Genomic DNA, 15,814 nt, shown 5'->3' on the forward strand with positions numbered 1-15,814 from the left:
TTTTTTAAATCTAGAATCTAACGTCTAAAATCTAGCGTCTTGGTTACGCCTCAGTGACCATGTCTACCACGGCCTGCACCCAGGTAGGGTGTGTGTTGCAGCTTTCTACCAGTTGCCAGTGCTCACCGCCGGCGGCTTCAAACTCTTCCTTGAATTCTTGACCCACTTCAATGGTGGTTTCCAGACAGTCAGCCACAAAGGCTGGGCTGAAAGCCAGGACGTTTTTTACGCCGGCCGCGGCCAGGTCTTTCAAAATGAAGTCGGTGTAGGGCTGTAGCCACGGGTCTTTGCCCAGGCGTGACTGAAAGGATACCGTGTACTTGTCCTCTGGAATGTTCAAAGCCGCTGCCAGTTGTCTGGAGGTCTCAAAACACTGCGCGCGGTAGCAGTAGCGGTTGTGGCTGTGGTAGGTGTTGCAGCAACTACCCAGCTTACAATAGCCCTTGGTACTTCCTTTTAAGATTTGGCGCTCCGGCAAACCATGGTAACTGAAGACCACGTGGTCATAATCACGCTTGGCCATGTGAGCGCTGGCAATCTCTGTGAACGTTTTTATAAAGCCCGGGTGGTTGCAGAACGTACTGATGAACTTGATGTCTGGAATAATCTCCCACTTGCTCACCAGCTCCATCACTTTCTCCTGCACAGAGCCCGTGCTGGCAGAGGCGTACTGCGGAAACAAAGGCAACACCACAATGCGGTCTACCACTTTGTCTTTAAGCTCTTGCAACGCGGCTTCAATGCTAGGGCTCTGGTAGCGCATGCCAAAGGCCACGTGGTAGTTCTTACCCAGTTTCTCCTGCACCAGCTTCTGCAAATCAAGGCCATGAAACAACAACGGCGATCCACGCTCGGTCCAAAGCTCTTTGTAAATCTTGGCAGACTTTGGGGCTCTAAACGGCGCAATGATGCCGTTCACTAACAAATATCTATTAGGGGCAGGAATGTCCAGCACCCGCTTGTCCAGCAAAAACTCGCGCAAGTATTTGCGCACGTCCGGTACGCTAGGCGTGTCTGGAGTGCCCAGATTGACTAATAAAACCCCTGTCTTACCAGAGGTGGCTCCACTTTTCATAGGTGTCCAATTGAAATGCAAAGATACGGATAGAACTGCACATCCTTCAGATGTAAAAGATGATATACGTCATGAGTAGAGGTGAGTGTGTGTTTGGTGTAATCTTAGAACGTAAGCAGGCAACAGACAAGGCTTGTTTTTGTTTGTTAAGCCCATGTTTTTCCAAGATAATTAAAGGAGTATTTACTAGTATTGACTTAAGCCGTTTTTGGCCTGTTTTCCAGAAAAGAGGCTAAAAACGACAGTTGCCTCTAATTCAATTACTTCTAGAGGTCTGGCCAAAAAACGTTACCTTTGCAGATTATTTAAAAAGCAAGGTAAAAATGGCAGAGCAGCCGCACAAAGCAGGTTTTGTAAGCATCATAGGCAAGCCCAACGTGGGCAAGTCAACGTTGATGAACGTGATGGTAGGGGAGAAGCTTTCCATTATCACCTCCAAAGCCCAGACCACCCGTCACCGCATCATGGGTATCTTGAACAGTGACGATTTCCAGATTGTCTACTCAGATACGCCCGGCATCATTCAGCCCCAGTATGAACTGCATGAGTCCATGATGCGGTTTGTGCACGCGTCCCTGGAAGATGCAGACGTGATTCTGTTTGTCACTGACATTTATGAGAAGCATGATGAAAGCGAAGTGGTAGAGCGTCTGCGCAAAGCCAAAGCGCCTATTCTGTTGCTCATCAACAAAATTGACCAAGCCACGCAAGAAGAGGTGGTAGCCAAGATTGAATACTGGAAAGAGCAGTTGCCCGCCCAGGAATATCTGGCCATCTCGGCGCTGCACAGCCAGGGCACGCCCGGCGTTTTCCAGAAGATTCTGGACCTGTTGCCTGAGCACCCCGCCTATTACCCCAAAGATGAACTAACCGACAAGCCCGAGCGTTTCTTTGCGGCTGAGATGATACGGGAGAAAATCTTCCTCAACTACAAAAAGGAGATTCCTTACAGCTGCGAAGTGGTGATTGAGGAGTTCAAGGAAGACGACACCATCATAAGAATGCGTGCCGAAATCTCCGTGGAACGCAAAAGCCAGAAGGGCATTGTGATAGGCGACAAAGGCGCCGCTTTGAAGAAAGTAGGCACCCAAGCCCGCCTAGACATGGAAGAGTTCTTCGGGAAGAAAGTGTTCCTGGACCTGTACGTACGCGTCAACGAAAACTGGCGCGCCGACAAGCGCTTGCTGGACCGGTTTGGGTATAACAGCTTATAGTAAGACGCTAGATATTAGTAGCTAGACACTAGACCCTCTTTAAAGAAGTCTAAAATCTAACGTCTATATACTAGCATCTAACAAAATAGTACTCCTAGTGGCGCCACGACGGCGATACCGCGGGAGCATCACACGCGTTTTTGGCTAGATTCTGCTAAAGGAGGCTAAAAACGCACATTTATATTTTGAATATGGCAAATACTATCGCCATTGTAGGACGCCCTAATGTGGGCAAATCAACCTTGTTCAACCGCTTGGTGGGAGAACGCAAAGCCATCATGGACAACGAGAGCGGCGTAACCCGTGACCGTCATTATGGCTACGGAGACTGGTGCGAAAAATTCTTCACCGTGATTGACACCGGTGGGTACGTGCACGGCTCTGAAGATATTTTTGAAGGCGAAATACGCAAGCAGGTAGAACTGGCTATCAAAGAAGCAGACGTGATTCTGTTCATGGTAGACGTAGACGCTGGCTTGACCGGTCTGGACCAAGAGTTTGCAGACGTACTGCGCCGCACAGACAAGCCCATTTACATTGTAGCCAACAAAGCAGACACGCACGCCAGAGGCCACATGGCCGGTGAGTTCTATGCCTTGGGCTTTGAGTCAGAGATTTTCCCTATCTCCAGCCAGAACGGTTCGGGCACGGGTGAGTTGCTGGATGAAGTAGTAAAGCACTTCAAAGAAGAAGGCATTGAAAACCCAGACCAGGGCATTCCGCGCATTGCCGTGGTGGGTAGACCAAACGTGGGTAAATCCTCTTTTGTGAACCTGCTCTTAGGCGAAGATAGAAACATAGTAACAGACATAGCCGGTACCACCCGTGACTCCATCCACTCGCACTACAACGCGTATGGCAAAGAGTTTATCCTGGTAGATACTGCCGGACTTAGACGTAAGGCCAAAGTACACGAGGACATTGAGTTCTACTCCGTGTTGCGCTCCATAAGAGCCTTAGAGGAAAGTGACGTAGTGGTGGTGATGCTGGATGCCACCCGTGGTATTGAGTCACAGGACTTGAACATCATTGGCCTGGCCGATAAAAACCGCAAAGGGTTGATCATCCTGGTAAACAAATGGGACTTGGTGGAGAAGGAAACCAACACCATGAAGATGCTGGAAGACGCCATCAGGGAGCGTATTGCGCCTATTGCGTATCCGCCTATCCTCTTCATCTCTGTGCTCACCAAACAGCGCGTACACAAAGCCATGGAGAAAGCCATTGAGGTCTATGAAAACAAGAAGACCAAGATTCCTACCTCTAAGCTGAATGAAGTATTGCTAGCCGAGATTGAGCGCTATCCGCCGCCGGCCATCAAAGGCAAGTTCATCAAGATCAAGTACGTGACGCAGTTGCCTACCAACACGCCCACGTTTGCGTTCTTCTGTAACCTGCCGCAGTACATCAAAGAGCAATACTCGCGCTGGTTAGAGAAAAGAATTAGAGAGAACTTCGGGTTTGAGGGCGTACCGGTGAATATCCTGTACCGTAAAAAATAATTAGAAGGGGTTGGTAGGGAACAAGGAGATTGTTCTATTTTTGTGAGTACTCCTAACCTTACCAACCCCCTTTATTAACATGAAGAAAGTATTATCCTTTTTACTAGTGGCCGGTTTGTTTTCTGCAGCCTCTTGCGGCGCCAAGGAAACAGAAGAGGCCACTACCACAGAGACTGTGGAGAGCACAGAGGCCACAGATATTTCTGAGACAACGGCTTCTTCTATTGATACCGCGGCTGCTTTTGCAGATACTACTTCTTCTACCTCAGACACCACAGCCCAAAGCAACACTACTGGCAAGTAGGTTGTTAGGTCTATATAATGAGAGGCTTGGCGCTTATGGGTCAAGCCTTTTTTTGTGCCCAGGCTACCGCAGATTGAAGTTATTTCTATATGTTGAGAAAAAAATATATCCATTTGTGCATACTTGCGTACAAGCACTTAGTAAATCGTAAAATCATCTTTGCGCTATTGAATAGTAGCGGCAGGGAATGGAGATAAGAAATACTAAACCAACAAAATAAAACTATGAAAAAGACATTTTTAATGATGGCCTTGGCAGTTGGGATGACTGCTTTCGCTTCTTCTTGTGATTCTAAGAAAGAAAACCAAATCGAAGAAAACGCTGAGAATATGGAAGATGCTGCTGATGACGCAGACAATCCTGCTGCCGAAGAAGCTGCTGAAGACCTATCTGACAGCGCTGATACTGTTGACCCGCAATAAGCAGTCAACATTTGTTATAAACTAAAAAGAGAGGCTACCCTGCAAGGTGGCCTCTCTTTTTTTTGTAGCCTTTTTATGGTGTAGCTCCTTCCAACAATATGCGCAGGTTGCCTTACATGCCCAGCCGTTTTTGAATAAGGCTGTTAACCACCTTGAACAATTGCGGCGGTGTCAAAGTGCGCCAGGGAAGGGTGTCTAGCGGACCGCCAAAATTGATGTAGTAGTCTACGTTAAACTGCTGCATCTCCTGCTGAATAAAATCCTGGAAGCCAATGCCCGCAATCCAGCCGTCCTCCACGTCCTCAAACCATTCTTCATAATAGGCGTCATCTGAGCCATGGAAGTTGAAGACGTTCTCGCCTACCAGAATAAAGTGACTGATGCCTTCGCCTACCATCAGGTCAATGATGTTGCGCTTAAGGGTCATGATGTCATTGTTGATGGCGTCGTTCCATTCGCCAATGAACTCAATGATAGCATACTCCTCTAGATAGTCTACATACAGAATCTTCAAGAACAGCGTCTCTGACTCTATGTTGTCCCACTGCGGATGGATGTAATAGCCGTAGATGGTGTCTATGTATTCCAGCTCACTGTTCTCTGCCCCGTACAATGGTGACTTAGGGTCCTCTGAGGCTGAGTAAGCTTCTATCCAGTTATAAAAAGGCTCAATGGTGTGCATGGCAAATAAGAAAAAGATGCAATGAAAGCTAACGCAGAAACCTTTTGCAAGGTGAAGGAAATGCATAAAAAAAGATTCGCCCCATGGATGTAGGACGAATCTTTCTTGTTAGTCCGTTTTTGGCCTCTTTTCTGAGAAATAAGCCAAAAACGGAAGCTTAACTATTTTGAGCGGCTACAATGGCGGCGCGCACGCTGCCGTGCAGGTCCAGCAGTTCGCGGGCTTTCTCTTCTGAGATGTTTAGTTCCTCCATGATCATGCGGGTGCCACGGTCCACCAGCTTGTGGTTGGTGAGCTGCATGTCTACCATCTTGTTGCCCTTCACCTTACCCAGCTGGATCATGGTAGAGGTGGTGAGCATGTTCAGGGCCAGTTTTTGGGCGGTACCGGCTTTCATGCGGGTGCTGCCTGTCAGGAACTCCGGGCCGGTCACTACTTCTACCGGGAACTTGGCCACGGCGGCTACCTTGCTGTTGGCGTTGCAGACAATGCAACCCGTGGTGATGCCGCGCGCGTTGCAGGCTTCCAGGCCACCAATCACATACGGCGTCCGTCCCGAAGCCGCAATGCCTACCACCACGTCTTTCTCATTGAGGCCATATGCGTCCATGTCCTTGATGGCTTGTTCAAAATCGTCCTCGGCAAACTCCACGGCTTTGCGGATGGCTTTGTCGCCGCCGGCCATGATGCCAATGACCATGTCAAACGGCACGCCATAAGTAGGCGGACACTCAGACGCGTCTACTACGCCCAATCTGCCGCTGGTACCTGCGCCAATGTAAAACAGGCGGCCGCCTTCTTTCATTTTAGCTACCGTTGCCTCCACCAGTTTCTCCAGTTGCGGTATGGCTTTCTCTACCGCCAGCGGTACGGTCTTGTCTTCTTTGTTGATATTGGTTAGCAACTCATGCACGCTCATCTGCTCCAGATGGTCGTAGTGAGAGGCGGTTTCTGTAGTGCTCATAGAACAATCTTTTGTTGGTGATACAGGCTCAAGCCTGCCATAGGGCTTTCTAAAATATGATGTACCCGCACATTATACTGTTGGGCTACCTTGCGCAGAATATCCCCGAAGTAAAACGCAATGGAGCCCACAAAATGGACATTGTACTGCTGGTAGTCTGGGTACTTGATGATGGTCTTCTCAAAGAAATCACTGAAGCTCTGGTAAATCATCTGATACACAAACGGGTGCTGCCGGTGGTCAAACAAGAACTTAGCAAACGTGGCCATGTACCGGTTAGGATACGGTTTTCTGTACACATGGTCTACCACTTCGTCACGGGTGAGGTTGTACCGTTTCTGGAACGCCTCATGGATGTCTGCTGGGAGCTCATTGTTCAAAAAGGCTTGCACAATGCGTTTGCCCATGTAGCCGCCGCTGCCCTCATCGCCTAGAATAAAGCCCAGGTTAGGAAGTGCCTCTACAATCTCCTGGCCGTCATACAGGCAGGAGTTGGACCCGGTGCCCAAGATGCAGGCAATACCGGGCTCGTCTCCGCAGAGGGCTCTGGCCGCCGCCTCCAGGTCATGGTGCACTTCTATCTTGCTGTTAGGATAGACCTCTTTGATGGCCGCCTCTACCATGGCCTGTTTGTCTGGCGCACTGCAGCCCGCACCGTAAAAGTAAATCTCTTTGGGTTCTACGCCCGGCCACTGCACCAGCAAGCTTTGCTCCAGCATCTGGGCTATCTCTTGCGTGTTTTGGTAGTACGGATTAATGCCCATGGTATTGGCCTCCGCAATGACGCCCTCATTGGAGATCTGTCGCCAGGCGGTTTTGGTTGAGCCACTGTCTGCTATGATGATCATGTATATTTTTTGTGGGGGTTTTTAATGGGTGAAAGAGCCTAAGCCGCCTCAATTACTTTTTCAATACGCCAATTGCGTCGAACTTGTCAAATACATACTCCGTGTGCGGCGCGTCCTTGAGTTCATCCGTCAAGTCCTGCCCTGCCCAGTGTTCATAATGATTGCCCCTGCGCCACAACCTGGACTTAGTCACGTCATAAATCACGCCCAGATACGCCACCCAGATCTCGTCCCGGTCTTGTCCGTTTCTAAGCGCTAGTTGTGACTTGGTGTATTCTTTTTGCATTGAGAAATTGATTTCTAATGTGCTAATGGAATGTGCTGAGGTGCTAATTAGTTTTATTTGGTTTTTAGCTTGTTTTACAGAAAACAGGCCAAAAACGGTTTCATTCATGCCTTAGCTTTCAATAATATTTGCTTTCTTCTTTCCCTTCCTCCAATTGTCATCCTGAAAGGATCTTGTGGGCAAGCTCAGTAAGTGGTGACTAATCCCGAAATTCGTTTTTATCCTCTTTCTTAAAAAACAGCTCCCAATCATTTCGCCCTATTTAATCTGAATGAAATGAATGATGTTAATCGGTTTCATAGATTCTGCTTCTCTTGCTTGCCACCAAGATCCTTTCAGGATGACATAGGAGGGAGAAGCTAAGTAGACAGAGAGGGCTATTGTTTTATGTATATTCTTATGCACTATGTAGAAGAGCTAGATGGCAATGAATCTTACTGCCAAATATTTGCGTTTTTGGCCTGTTTTCCAGAAAAGAAGCAAAAAACGGGTTCTTCTCAATACGCCAAGTCTAGAAATCTGAAGAGAGGCATATTATTTTCATTTCCACATCTTCACATCTCCAAATTTTCAAATTAATTAGCACATCAGCACATTAAACAATTAGCACATTACAAACGCGCCTGCGCCTGTATCCATCTGTTGGGGACTTCGCCGTCTGCGGCGGTTAGGTAATCTTGGTAACTGCAGGGTACAATCATAGGTGGATATTGGCCCGAGAGGTCGTCTACCTGCATCCACCATTTTTCTGTATGGCGGTTTTTATAGAAGAGCATCTTGTTGGGGTTGTCATGGAAGCCCACGGCAAAGCGCAAGAAGTGGTTGCTCTGGAAGTCTAAGGTGCGCTGACGGTGGTAGAAGCCTTCAATGGCGTACCAGGCCATGGTGGCCACAGTCATGGCTGTAAGAGAGCGCTGGTCAAACTCAGGGCGGTAGCCATACAAGCCCAGAGAACTGAGTTGGTCGTTTTGGCCAGCGTACCAGCAGAGTTGGCAAGCTTCTTCGCCGGTGAGGCCAAACGGGTTAGCCTGGCGCTGACCAGGTGCGTCTTGGTGTCTTATCGCGGCAATGTCAAAACTTAGCATATCGGCCTGCCGGATGACTGGTTCCATCTCTTTCATTTGCTGGCGTACCTGGCCCACTCTAAATAGCTCAAAGTGGAGTTTTTCTAAGGCCGCCAAGGTATCATTGTCTGTCAGGTAAGATTGATAGCCCAAATGACTGAACGTAAACAGGTAGTTAGGTTCATGAAGCAACAACCGGTGCAAGTGGCTTTCTTCCTTGGGTAGATCTGGATTTTCTTCAATGTCCAGTTGGCTGTCCACCAGCGCCACGCCAATCTTTTTGTGCAGGTGCTCATAGCCCAGAAACTGCCCGTAGGTAAGGTCATGGGAGCCTCCCAATAGAATAGGGAATTTGCCTGCGTCCACAACCATCTCAATCACTTCCTTCAGGCGCAGGTAGGTGTCTTCTAAAGAGATGCCCGGTAACAGATTACCCAGGTCCATCAAGAGCCAGGAGCCGGTGCCTTTCTTTAACTTATATAGTTGCTCCCGTATTAAGTTAGGTCCTTGGTAGCTCACGTCCTCCGGAGAATGGGCGCCCCGGTATTCGGGCAATCCAATCAAGACCACTTCGGCTTGCCGCCAGTCAGGGAACGTATGCAAAAAGGGCGCTATGTAACCACCCACTGATTTGGCGTCTGTGGGGTAGCCGAAGGTATCTTCTGGTAAGGGCTCAAAAAAGATGGAGAGGTTCATGCAGAGTGTGGGCCAAAAACCAAATTTAGAGAATTATTGTACGCCGAAGGAAGCCTTTTTGCAGATCTGGTATTGTAGGAGAGAATTATGAAGTAGTTTTTTTTAATAAGAATTTAGTATAAATTACTGAACCAACTAGACAAACGACCTATGAATGTGACCCGCGTTTTTGACCTTCTAACGCAACAGGTACAGGAGTTTCCGCAACCGGACTGCCTGGCCGCCAAGATCAACGGAGAGTGGGTGAAGTACAGCACGCAAGACCTGGTAGACACCGCTAACAAACTCAGTCTGGCCTTGATCAAGTCTGGCATCAAGAAGGATGACAAGGTAGCGCTTATCTCCATGAACCGTCCAGAATGGATGTTCGCAGACTACGGCATCCAGCAGACGGGTGCGGTAAGCGTGCCCATGTATCCTACCATCACGGTAGAAGACTACCGCTATATCTTAAAAGACTCTGAGACCAAATTCATCTTTGTATCTACAGAAGACTTATACAACAAAGTAAAAGAAGCTGCCAGTGACATACCCGGCGTGCAGGAAATCTACACCTTTGACCACGTGCCCGGCGCCAAACACTGGACCGAGCTTTTAAAGATGGCCGAGGGAGAAGACGTAGCTACGCTAGAGCCGTACAAAGCCGCTGTTACGCCGCAAGACTTACTTTCCATCATCTATACCTCTGGTACCACGGGCGCGCCAAAGGGTGTAATGCTGAGCCATAACAACTTGGTGAGCAACTTCACCAACGTGAAGCCCTTTGTGCCGGTCAACAAAGAGCACCGTGCCTTGAGCTTCTTGCCTTTGTGCCACATCTATGAGCGCATGGTGTCCTGCATCTACTTCTCAGTGGGCGTTTCTATCTACTTCGCCGAAAGTATTGAGAAGGTAGGCGATAACCTGAAAGAAGTAAAGCCAGACATCTTTGTGACCGTGCCGCGTCTGTTGGAGAAAGTCTATGACAAGATTGTAGCCAAAGGCTCTGAGCTGACGGGCGTTAAAAAAGGACTGTTCTTCTGGGCATTGGCCTTGGGGCAGAAGTATGACACCCGCACCTCGCCGGGCGTATTGTATGACCTGCAATTGAAACTGGCCCGCAAGCTTATCTTCTCTAAATGGCAAGAGGCCTTGGGCGGCAACGTGAAAGTGATCGTGTCTGGGGGCGCCGCTTTGCAACCGCGCCTGGCCAGAGTGTTCTGGGGAGCCAATATCCGTATCATGGAAGGCTATGGTTTAACGGAGACCTCGCCGGTGATTGCTGTGAACCGCTACGAGCCCGAGAACAACGTGATTGGCACCGTAGGTCCGGTCATCAACAACGTTGAAGTGAAAATTGCCGAGGACGGCGAAATCCTGACTCGTTCTGAGAGCGTGATGGTTGGTTATTACAAACGACCAGACCTCACCGCCGAAGTCATAGACCCAGACGGCTGGTTCCATACCGGTGACATTGGTGAGCTGGTAGAAGGCAAGTTCCTCAAAATCACCGACCGCAAGAAGGAGATGTTCAAGACCTCTGGTGGTAAGTACATTGCGCCGCAGCTCATTGAGAACAAACTCAAAGAATCTCTGGTGATTGAGCAGGTGATGGTAGTGGGTGAAGGGGAGAAGTTCCCGGGTGCGCTCATCGTGCCAGCTTTTGAAGGCCTCCGTGACTGGTGCAAAATCCACAACATCCCTTATACCAAGGATGAGGAGATGATCACCAAGCCAGAAATTCTGGAGAAATACCAGAAGGAGATTGACCGCCTCAATGAGCAGTTGGCCCAGTGGGAGAAAATCAAAAAGTTTGTGCTGCTGCCTAAGCTCTGGAGCGTAGAAACCGGCGAGATGACGCCTAAGCTGAGCATCAAGCGCAAGGTAATCACCAACAACTATCGTCCATTAATTGAAGGCCTTTACCGGACTGCCTAATACTTGAAAGCCCCGCCTTACCGCGGGGCTTTTTTTATGCCTTCGTTTTTGGCTTAGTTTCCGTAAAAGAGGTAGAAAACGCCTGAACAAAGGAGAAAAATTATTTAATTATAGTATGCAAGCATAACATATTTTTCTATATTTGGTATGTATACTGAATGAGCCCCATGAAAGCATCTGAAACCGTAGACTATAATATAAAGGTATGCTGGCACGCCATTGCCCGTATGTACAATACAGAGGCGGCCAAGAATGACATTACCACGTCCATCGGGTTTGTGCTGTTGAACATAGATCCTGAGAAGGGTACGCCCGCCACCAAAATTGCCCCTTTGCTGGGCTTGGAGGCGCGTAGCCTTACCCGCATCCTCAAGAGCATGGAGGAGAAAGGCCTCATCTACAAGCAAGGAGACACGGTAGACAAACGCTCGGTGCGCATTCTCTTGACGGAGCTAGGTCTGGAGAAGCGCGAAGTAAGTAGAGTCACCGTGCGCCAGTTCAACAAAAAAGTGCGTGAATTAATACCGGAAAGCCAGTTGCAGGTCTTCTTTCAAGTCATAGGCCAAATCAACGAGCTCATTGAAAGCAAGAAAGTCTTTTAGCTGTTATCATATAAAATACCGTTTTCGTTTTTGGCCTGTTTTCCAGAAATGAGGCCGAAAACGGATAGAATCGTTTTGTAAATAAGTAGTAAGCCTAATCATAAAACATGAAAAGAATTATTAAGAAAGTGGCAGTCTTGGGCTCCGGAATCATGGGTTCCCGCATTGCCTGCCACTTCGCCAACATTGGGGTGCAGGTTCTGCTTCTGGACATGGTGCCCCGCGAACTGCTCCCCGAGGAACAGGCCAAAGGCCTGACTCTGGACAACAAGCCCGTTCGCAACAGAATTGTCAACACGGCCCTGCAAACGGCGGTTACCTCCAACCCGTCTCCCCTTTACAAGAAAGAGGACGTGCGCCTTATCCAGACCGGTAACTTTGATGATGACCTGAAAGACATCGCAAGCTGTGACTGGACCATTGAGGTGGTGGTGGAGAACCTCAAAATCAAGCAGTCTATCTTTGAGAAGGTAGAGCAGTTTAGAAAGCCGGGCACGCTTATTACTTCTAACACGTCGGGTATTCCTATTCATTTGATGCTGGAAGGTCGCTCCGAGGATTTCCAGAAGCATTTCTGCGGAACGCACTTTTTCAATCCGCCGCGGTACCTCAAGTTGTTGGAAATTATTCCAACCGATAAAACCGACCCGGAAATCACGGCTTTCTTATTGAAATACGGTGACCTGTTCCTGGGTAAGACCACGGTTTTGGCCAAAGACACGCCGGCGTTCATTGCCAACCGCGTGGGTATCTACGGCATCATGCAGGTGTTGCACGTGATGGAGAAGCTGGGCTTGAACGTGGACGAGGTTGACCGCCTCACCGGCCCGGTGGTAGGTCGTCCAAAGTCGGCTACGTTTAGAACCTCTGACTTGGTAGGTTTGGACACCTTGGCCAAAGTGGCGCAGGGCTTGTACCAGACCGGCGAGACTGATGAGAAGCGTGACCTATTCCAACTGCCCGCCTACATTCAGCAGATGCTGGAGAAGAACTGGCTAGGCGACAAGACCAAGCAGGGCTTCTACAAGAAAACCAAGAACGAGCAAGGCGGCACCGAGATTCTGACGCTGGACCTCAAGACCATGGAATATGGCCCTAAGCAGAAGGTCAAATTCCAAAGCATGGAAATCCTAAAGCCGATTGAAGATTTGCGCAAGCGTCTTAAGGCCTTCAGCCAGGCGCAGGACAAAGCCGGTGATTTCTTCAGAGAGACCTCCTATGGCTTGTTCCAATACGTGACCAACCGCATCCCTGAAATTTCGGACGAACTTTACCGCATTGACGATGCCATGCGCGCGGGCTTTGGATGGGAACTGGGACCGTTTGAGACCTGGGACATTTTTGGCGTGCGCGAAACCGTGAGCGCCATGGAAGCCGCCGGTTATAAGCCTGCCGACTGGATATATGAAATGCTGGAAGGCGGCCATGAAACATTCTATCGTAGCCAGAACAACCAGCGTCAGTACTATGACATTCCGTCTAAGACTTATAAAGTAATTCCGGGTACCGAGAGCTTCGTGCTGTTGGATGTATTGCGCGGAACCAACGTGGTTTGGAAAAACGCCGGAGCATCTATCATTGACTTAGGCGACGGCATCCTGAACGTAGAATTCCACACCAAGATGAATGCCTTGGGCTCTGAGGTAATTCAAGGTCTGATGAAAGGCGTTGACTTGGCTGAGCAGGACTTCAGAGGCTTAGTAGTGGGCAATGAAGCCGCTAACTTCTCAGCGGGTGCTAACCTGGGTCTGGTGTTCATGTACGCCCTGGACCAGGAGTATGATGAACTGAACCTAATGATTAGGCAGTTCCAGAATGCGATGATGCGTTTGCGCTACTCGGCTATACCTGTAGTGGCCGCGCCGCACGGTCTGACCTTGGGCGGGGGCTGTGAGCTTTGCTTGCACGCAGACCATGTGCAGGCTGCTGCTGAGACCTACATCGGCTTGGTAGAGTTTGGCGTAGGCTTAATCCCAGGCGGAGGCGGAACCAAAGAAATGACCTTGCGCACCTCGGCTGAGTATGAAGAAGGTGATACCGAGTACAACGCGCTTCGCAATGCCTTCATGACCATTGGGACGGCTAAAGTTTCTACCTCAGCGGCAGAAGCTTATGACTTGAAATTCCTGCGCCGCGGTGATGGCATTACGCTCAACAACAACCGCCAGATAGCTGAGGCCAAAGCCGCCGCTATTGCGCTAGCCGAGGCCGGTTATACCAAACCTACACCTAAGACCAACATCAAGGTACAGGGCAGAGGCGGACTGGGAATGTTCACGACTGGTGCGTACGCCATGCAGGTGGCTGGTTTCATCTCAGACCATGACCGCAAAATCTCTGAGAAACTAGCTTACGTGATGTGCGGTGGTGACTTGTCTATGCCGTCTGAAGTCTCTGAGCAATACCTTCTGGACCTGGAGCGCGAAGCCTTCCTAAGCCTCTGCGGCGAGCGCAAGACCTTAGAGCGTATCAAGAGCATCTTGACCACCGGTAAGCCATTGCGCAATTAATAATGAAAGATTAGCCAGTGATGGAGGAAGTCGTTTTTGGCTTGTTTTCTAGAAAATAGCCCAAAACGGAAGCCTAATTAACCTTTATCACTAGCACCTAAACACAAACAGAAAAGAAAATGCAAACTGCCTATATAGTTGCCGGATTCAGAAGTGCAGTGGGGAAAGCGCCCCGCGGCGTGTTCCGTTTCACCCGGCCAGATGATTTGGCCGCCGATGTAATCAAGCATTTGCTGGCATCGGTGCCTCAGTTAGACCCCGCCCGTGTAGATGACCTTTTGGTTGGGAATGCAGTGCCCGAGGCCGAGCAAGGTCTGCAGATGGGACGGATGATTTCCCTCTTGTCTCTGCCCATCAACGTGCCTGGTGCCATCATGAACCGCTACTGCGGCTCGGGGATTGAGACCATCGCCACGGCGGCCTTCAAGATTCAAGCCGGCATGGCTGACTGTATCATTGCCGGCGGCGCCGAGTCCATGAGCATGGTGCCGGTAGTGGGTTGGAAAACCGTTCCTAACTACAAGATTGCCAAAGAGCACCCAGAGTATTACCTGAGCATGGGCTTGACCGCTGAGGCTGTGGCCAATGACTTTAAGGTTAGCCGCGAGGATCAGGATGCTTTTGCCTACGCCTCGCACCAGAAAGCCATCAGAGCCATTGAAGAAGGTCGGTTCAAGGACCAGATTGTGCCTATCACGGTAGAAGAAACCTACTTAGATGAGAACAGCAAAAAGAAGACTCGCTCTTACATAGTAGACACAGATGAAGGGCCGCGCGCCGATACGTCTGTAGAGAAACTAGCCAAGTTGCGTCCCGTGTTTGCCACCAATGGTTCTGTGACGGCCGGTAACTCGTCGCAGACCTCAGACGGTGCCGCCTTTACTATTGTGATGAGCGAGCGCATGGTCAAAGAACTGAACCTGGAGCCTATCGCCCGCCTGGTGTCGTACGCCGCCGAAGGCGTGGATCCGCGCATTATGGGAATGGGACCCGTGAAAGCCATTCCGAAGGCCTTGAAAAACGCCGGCATGAGTTTACAGGACATTGACCTGTTTGAACTGAATGAGGCCTTCGCGTCACAGTCCATTGCCGTGATCAGAGAATTAGGCATTGACCCAGAAAGAGTTAACCCGAACGGCGGGGCCATTGCCTTAGGTCACCCACTGGGTTGCTCCGGCGCCAAGCTCAGCGTGCAGTTGTTTAATGAGCTTCGTCGTCAGAACAAGAAATATGGGATGGTAACTGCTTGCGTAGGTGGTGGCCAAGGCGTAGCGGGTATTTATGAATTGCTTAAATAGATGCTAGACGCTAGATATTAGACACTAGACTTTTCTCATGCACAACTTTAGGGAATTGAAGGTATGGCAAGAAGCCATCTCACTTGCAAAACAGGTATACGAGATGACCGCCAAATTCCCTGCTAATGAGAAGTATGGTCTAACGTCACAAATGAATAGAGCGGTAGTATCTATAGCATCTAACATTGCCGAAGGGGCTGGCAGAAATTCAGACAAAGAGTTTGTGCAGTTTTTGAGTATTGCCTTAGGCTCGGCTTTTGAAGTAGACACTCAGTTGGTGTTAGCCAATGAGTTTCAGTTTTTGAGTGAAACGTATTACAAGAGCCTGACAATAAAACTCAATGAAGTGCAACGCATGTTATATGGTTTTCAGCAGTCCATCATAAGAAAGATTAAAAAGTCTAGCGTCTAGATACTAGCGTCTAGCATC

Annotated in this window: 15 protein-coding genes; 9 read left to right on the plus strand and 6 right to left on the minus strand. The window is 49.3% G+C overall.

The window, feature by feature from the left end:
- Positions 1–43: 43 nt before the first annotated feature.
- The gene (hemH, locus tag ABD880_RS15065; protein WP_345167816.1) at positions 44–1,075 is read right to left on the minus strand and encodes a ferrochelatase; all 1,032 of its coding nucleotides are present in this window, start codon (positions 1,073–1,075) and stop codon (positions 44–46) included.
- 323 nt (positions 1,076–1,398) lie between these two features.
- Between hemH and era the strand changes: the two genes are divergently transcribed.
- From era to ABD880_RS15085, 4 genes are all read left to right on the plus strand, one after another.
- The gene (gene era / locus ABD880_RS15070; RefSeq protein ID WP_345167819.1) at positions 1,399–2,289 is read left to right on the plus strand and encodes a GTPase Era; all 891 of its coding nucleotides are present in this window, start codon (positions 1,399–1,401) and stop codon (positions 2,287–2,289) included.
- Positions 2,290–2,480: 191 nt separating this feature from the next.
- Positions 2,481–3,791: a ribosome biogenesis GTPase Der gene (gene der / locus ABD880_RS15075; protein ID WP_345167821.1), complete on the plus strand. Its 1,311-nt coding sequence runs from the start codon at positions 2,481–2,483 to the stop codon at positions 3,789–3,791.
- A 79-nt stretch (positions 3,792–3,870) separates the two neighbouring features.
- Positions 3,871–4,095 carry a hypothetical protein gene (locus ABD880_RS15080; protein ID WP_345167824.1) on the plus strand — a complete coding sequence of 75 codons (225 nt, stop codon included), beginning with the start codon at positions 3,871–3,873 and terminating at the stop codon, positions 4,093–4,095.
- 224 nt (positions 4,096–4,319) lie between these two features.
- Positions 4,320–4,517 (plus strand): hypothetical protein, encoded by a 198-nt coding sequence (locus tag ABD880_RS15085; RefSeq protein ID WP_345167827.1) that lies wholly within the window; start codon positions 4,320–4,322, stop codon positions 4,515–4,517.
- Positions 4,518–4,629: 112 nt separating this feature from the next.
- On the opposite strand, the gene ABD880_RS15090 is transcribed toward ABD880_RS15085, so the two are convergent.
- From ABD880_RS15090 to ABD880_RS15110, 5 genes are all read right to left on the minus strand, one after another.
- Positions 4,630–5,199 carry a hypothetical protein gene (locus tag ABD880_RS15090; RefSeq protein ID WP_345167830.1) on the minus strand — a complete coding sequence of 190 codons (570 nt, stop codon included), beginning with the start codon at positions 5,197–5,199 and terminating at the stop codon, positions 4,630–4,632.
- A 157-nt stretch (positions 5,200–5,356) separates the two neighbouring features.
- Positions 5,357–6,163, minus strand: a complete 807-nt coding sequence (murQ, locus tag ABD880_RS15095) for an N-acetylmuramic acid 6-phosphate etherase (protein ID WP_345167832.1) — start codon at positions 6,161–6,163, stop codon at positions 5,357–5,359.
- Entirely contained in the window at positions 6,160–7,011 is an 852-nt protein-coding gene (locus ABD880_RS15100) for a BadF/BadG/BcrA/BcrD ATPase family protein (protein ID WP_345167835.1), read from the minus strand. The genes murQ and ABD880_RS15100 overlap by 4 nt, the downstream gene beginning before the upstream one ends.
- A 52-nt stretch (positions 7,012–7,063) precedes the next feature.
- Positions 7,064–7,297 carry a cytochrome b5 domain-containing protein gene (locus tag ABD880_RS15105; protein ID WP_345167838.1) on the minus strand — a complete coding sequence of 78 codons (234 nt, stop codon included), beginning with the start codon at positions 7,295–7,297 and terminating at the stop codon, positions 7,064–7,066.
- Positions 7,298–7,908: 611 nt separating this feature from the next.
- A complete protein-coding gene (locus ABD880_RS15110; protein WP_345167840.1) occupies positions 7,909–9,057 on the minus strand; it encodes a formimidoylglutamase in 1,149 nt (382 codons plus the stop codon).
- A gap of 150 nt (positions 9,058–9,207) precedes the next feature.
- Here ABD880_RS15110 and ABD880_RS15115 point away from each other — a divergent pair, with 150 nt between their 5' ends.
- The 5 genes from ABD880_RS15115 (at position 9,208) to ABD880_RS15135 (ending at position 15,796) form a co-directional block, all read left to right on the plus strand.
- On the plus strand, positions 9,208–10,974 hold the full coding sequence (locus tag ABD880_RS15115; protein ID WP_345167842.1) for an AMP-dependent synthetase/ligase: 1,767 nt from the start codon (positions 9,208–9,210) through the stop codon (positions 10,972–10,974).
- Between the two features lie 167 nt (positions 10,975–11,141).
- The gene (locus ABD880_RS15120) at positions 11,142–11,576 is read left to right on the plus strand and encodes a MarR family winged helix-turn-helix transcriptional regulator (protein WP_066512521.1); all 435 of its coding nucleotides are present in this window, start codon (positions 11,142–11,144) and stop codon (positions 11,574–11,576) included.
- Between the two features lie 107 nt (positions 11,577–11,683).
- Positions 11,684–14,086 (plus strand): 3-hydroxyacyl-CoA dehydrogenase/enoyl-CoA hydratase family protein, encoded by a 2,403-nt coding sequence (locus tag ABD880_RS15125; protein ID WP_345167846.1) that lies wholly within the window; start codon positions 11,684–11,686, stop codon positions 14,084–14,086.
- A gap of 119 nt (positions 14,087–14,205) precedes the next feature.
- Complete coding sequence (locus tag ABD880_RS15130) at positions 14,206–15,384, plus strand: acetyl-CoA C-acyltransferase (RefSeq protein WP_345167849.1); 1,179 nt, start codon at positions 14,206–14,208, stop codon at positions 15,382–15,384.
- Positions 15,385–15,421: 37 nt separating this feature from the next.
- Entirely contained in the window at positions 15,422–15,796 is a 375-nt protein-coding gene (locus tag ABD880_RS15135; RefSeq protein ID WP_345167851.1) for a four helix bundle protein, read from the plus strand.
- The last annotated feature ends 18 nt before the right edge of the window (positions 15,797–15,814 follow it).

Source organism: Nibribacter koreensis (genome assembly GCF_039541795.1).
In the GTDB taxonomy this organism is placed as follows: Bacteria; Bacteroidota; Bacteroidia; order Cytophagales; family Hymenobacteraceae; genus Nibribacter; species Nibribacter koreensis.

What these genes read in the sequence shown, in the direction of transcription:
- ABD880_RS15100 (WP_345167835.1), bottom strand. Translation starts at nt 7,011, where the DNA reads ATGATCATCATAGCAGACAGTGGCTCAACCAAAACCGCCTGGCGACAG.
- ABD880_RS15110 (WP_345167840.1), bottom strand. Translation starts at nt 9,057, where the DNA reads ATGAACCTCTCCATCTTTTTTGAGCCCTTACCAGAAGATACCTTCGGC.
- ABD880_RS15105 (WP_345167838.1), bottom strand. Translation starts at nt 7,297, where the DNA reads ATGCAAAAAGAATACACCAAGTCACAACTAGCGCTTAGAAACGGACAA.
- ABD880_RS15130 (WP_345167849.1), top strand. Translation starts at nt 14,206, where the DNA reads ATGCAAACTGCCTATATAGTTGCCGGATTCAGAAGTGCAGTGGGGAAA.
- ABD880_RS15125 (WP_345167846.1), top strand. Translation starts at nt 11,684, where the DNA reads ATGAAAAGAATTATTAAGAAAGTGGCAGTCTTGGGCTCCGGAATCATG.
- murQ (WP_345167832.1), bottom strand. Translation starts at nt 6,163, where the DNA reads ATGAGCACTACAGAAACCGCCTCTCACTACGACCATCTGGAGCAGATG.
- ABD880_RS15085 (WP_345167827.1), top strand. Translation starts at nt 4,320, where the DNA reads ATGAAAAAGACATTTTTAATGATGGCCTTGGCAGTTGGGATGACTGCT.
- ABD880_RS15115 (WP_345167842.1), top strand. Translation starts at nt 9,208, where the DNA reads ATGAATGTGACCCGCGTTTTTGACCTTCTAACGCAACAGGTACAGGAG.
- ABD880_RS15090 (WP_345167830.1), bottom strand. Translation starts at nt 5,199, where the DNA reads ATGCACACCATTGAGCCTTTTTATAACTGGATAGAAGCTTACTCAGCC.
- era (WP_345167819.1), top strand. Translation starts at nt 1,399, where the DNA reads ATGGCAGAGCAGCCGCACAAAGCAGGTTTTGTAAGCATCATAGGCAAG.
- ABD880_RS15080 (WP_345167824.1), top strand. Translation starts at nt 3,871, where the DNA reads ATGAAGAAAGTATTATCCTTTTTACTAGTGGCCGGTTTGTTTTCTGCA.
- der (WP_345167821.1), top strand. Translation starts at nt 2,481, where the DNA reads ATGGCAAATACTATCGCCATTGTAGGACGCCCTAATGTGGGCAAATCA.
- hemH (WP_345167816.1), bottom strand. Translation starts at nt 1,075, where the DNA reads ATGAAAAGTGGAGCCACCTCTGGTAAGACAGGGGTTTTATTAGTCAAT.
- ABD880_RS15120 (WP_066512521.1), top strand. Translation starts at nt 11,142, where the DNA reads ATGAAAGCATCTGAAACCGTAGACTATAATATAAAGGTATGCTGGCAC.
- ABD880_RS15135 (WP_345167851.1), top strand. Translation starts at nt 15,422, where the DNA reads ATGCACAACTTTAGGGAATTGAAGGTATGGCAAGAAGCCATCTCACTT.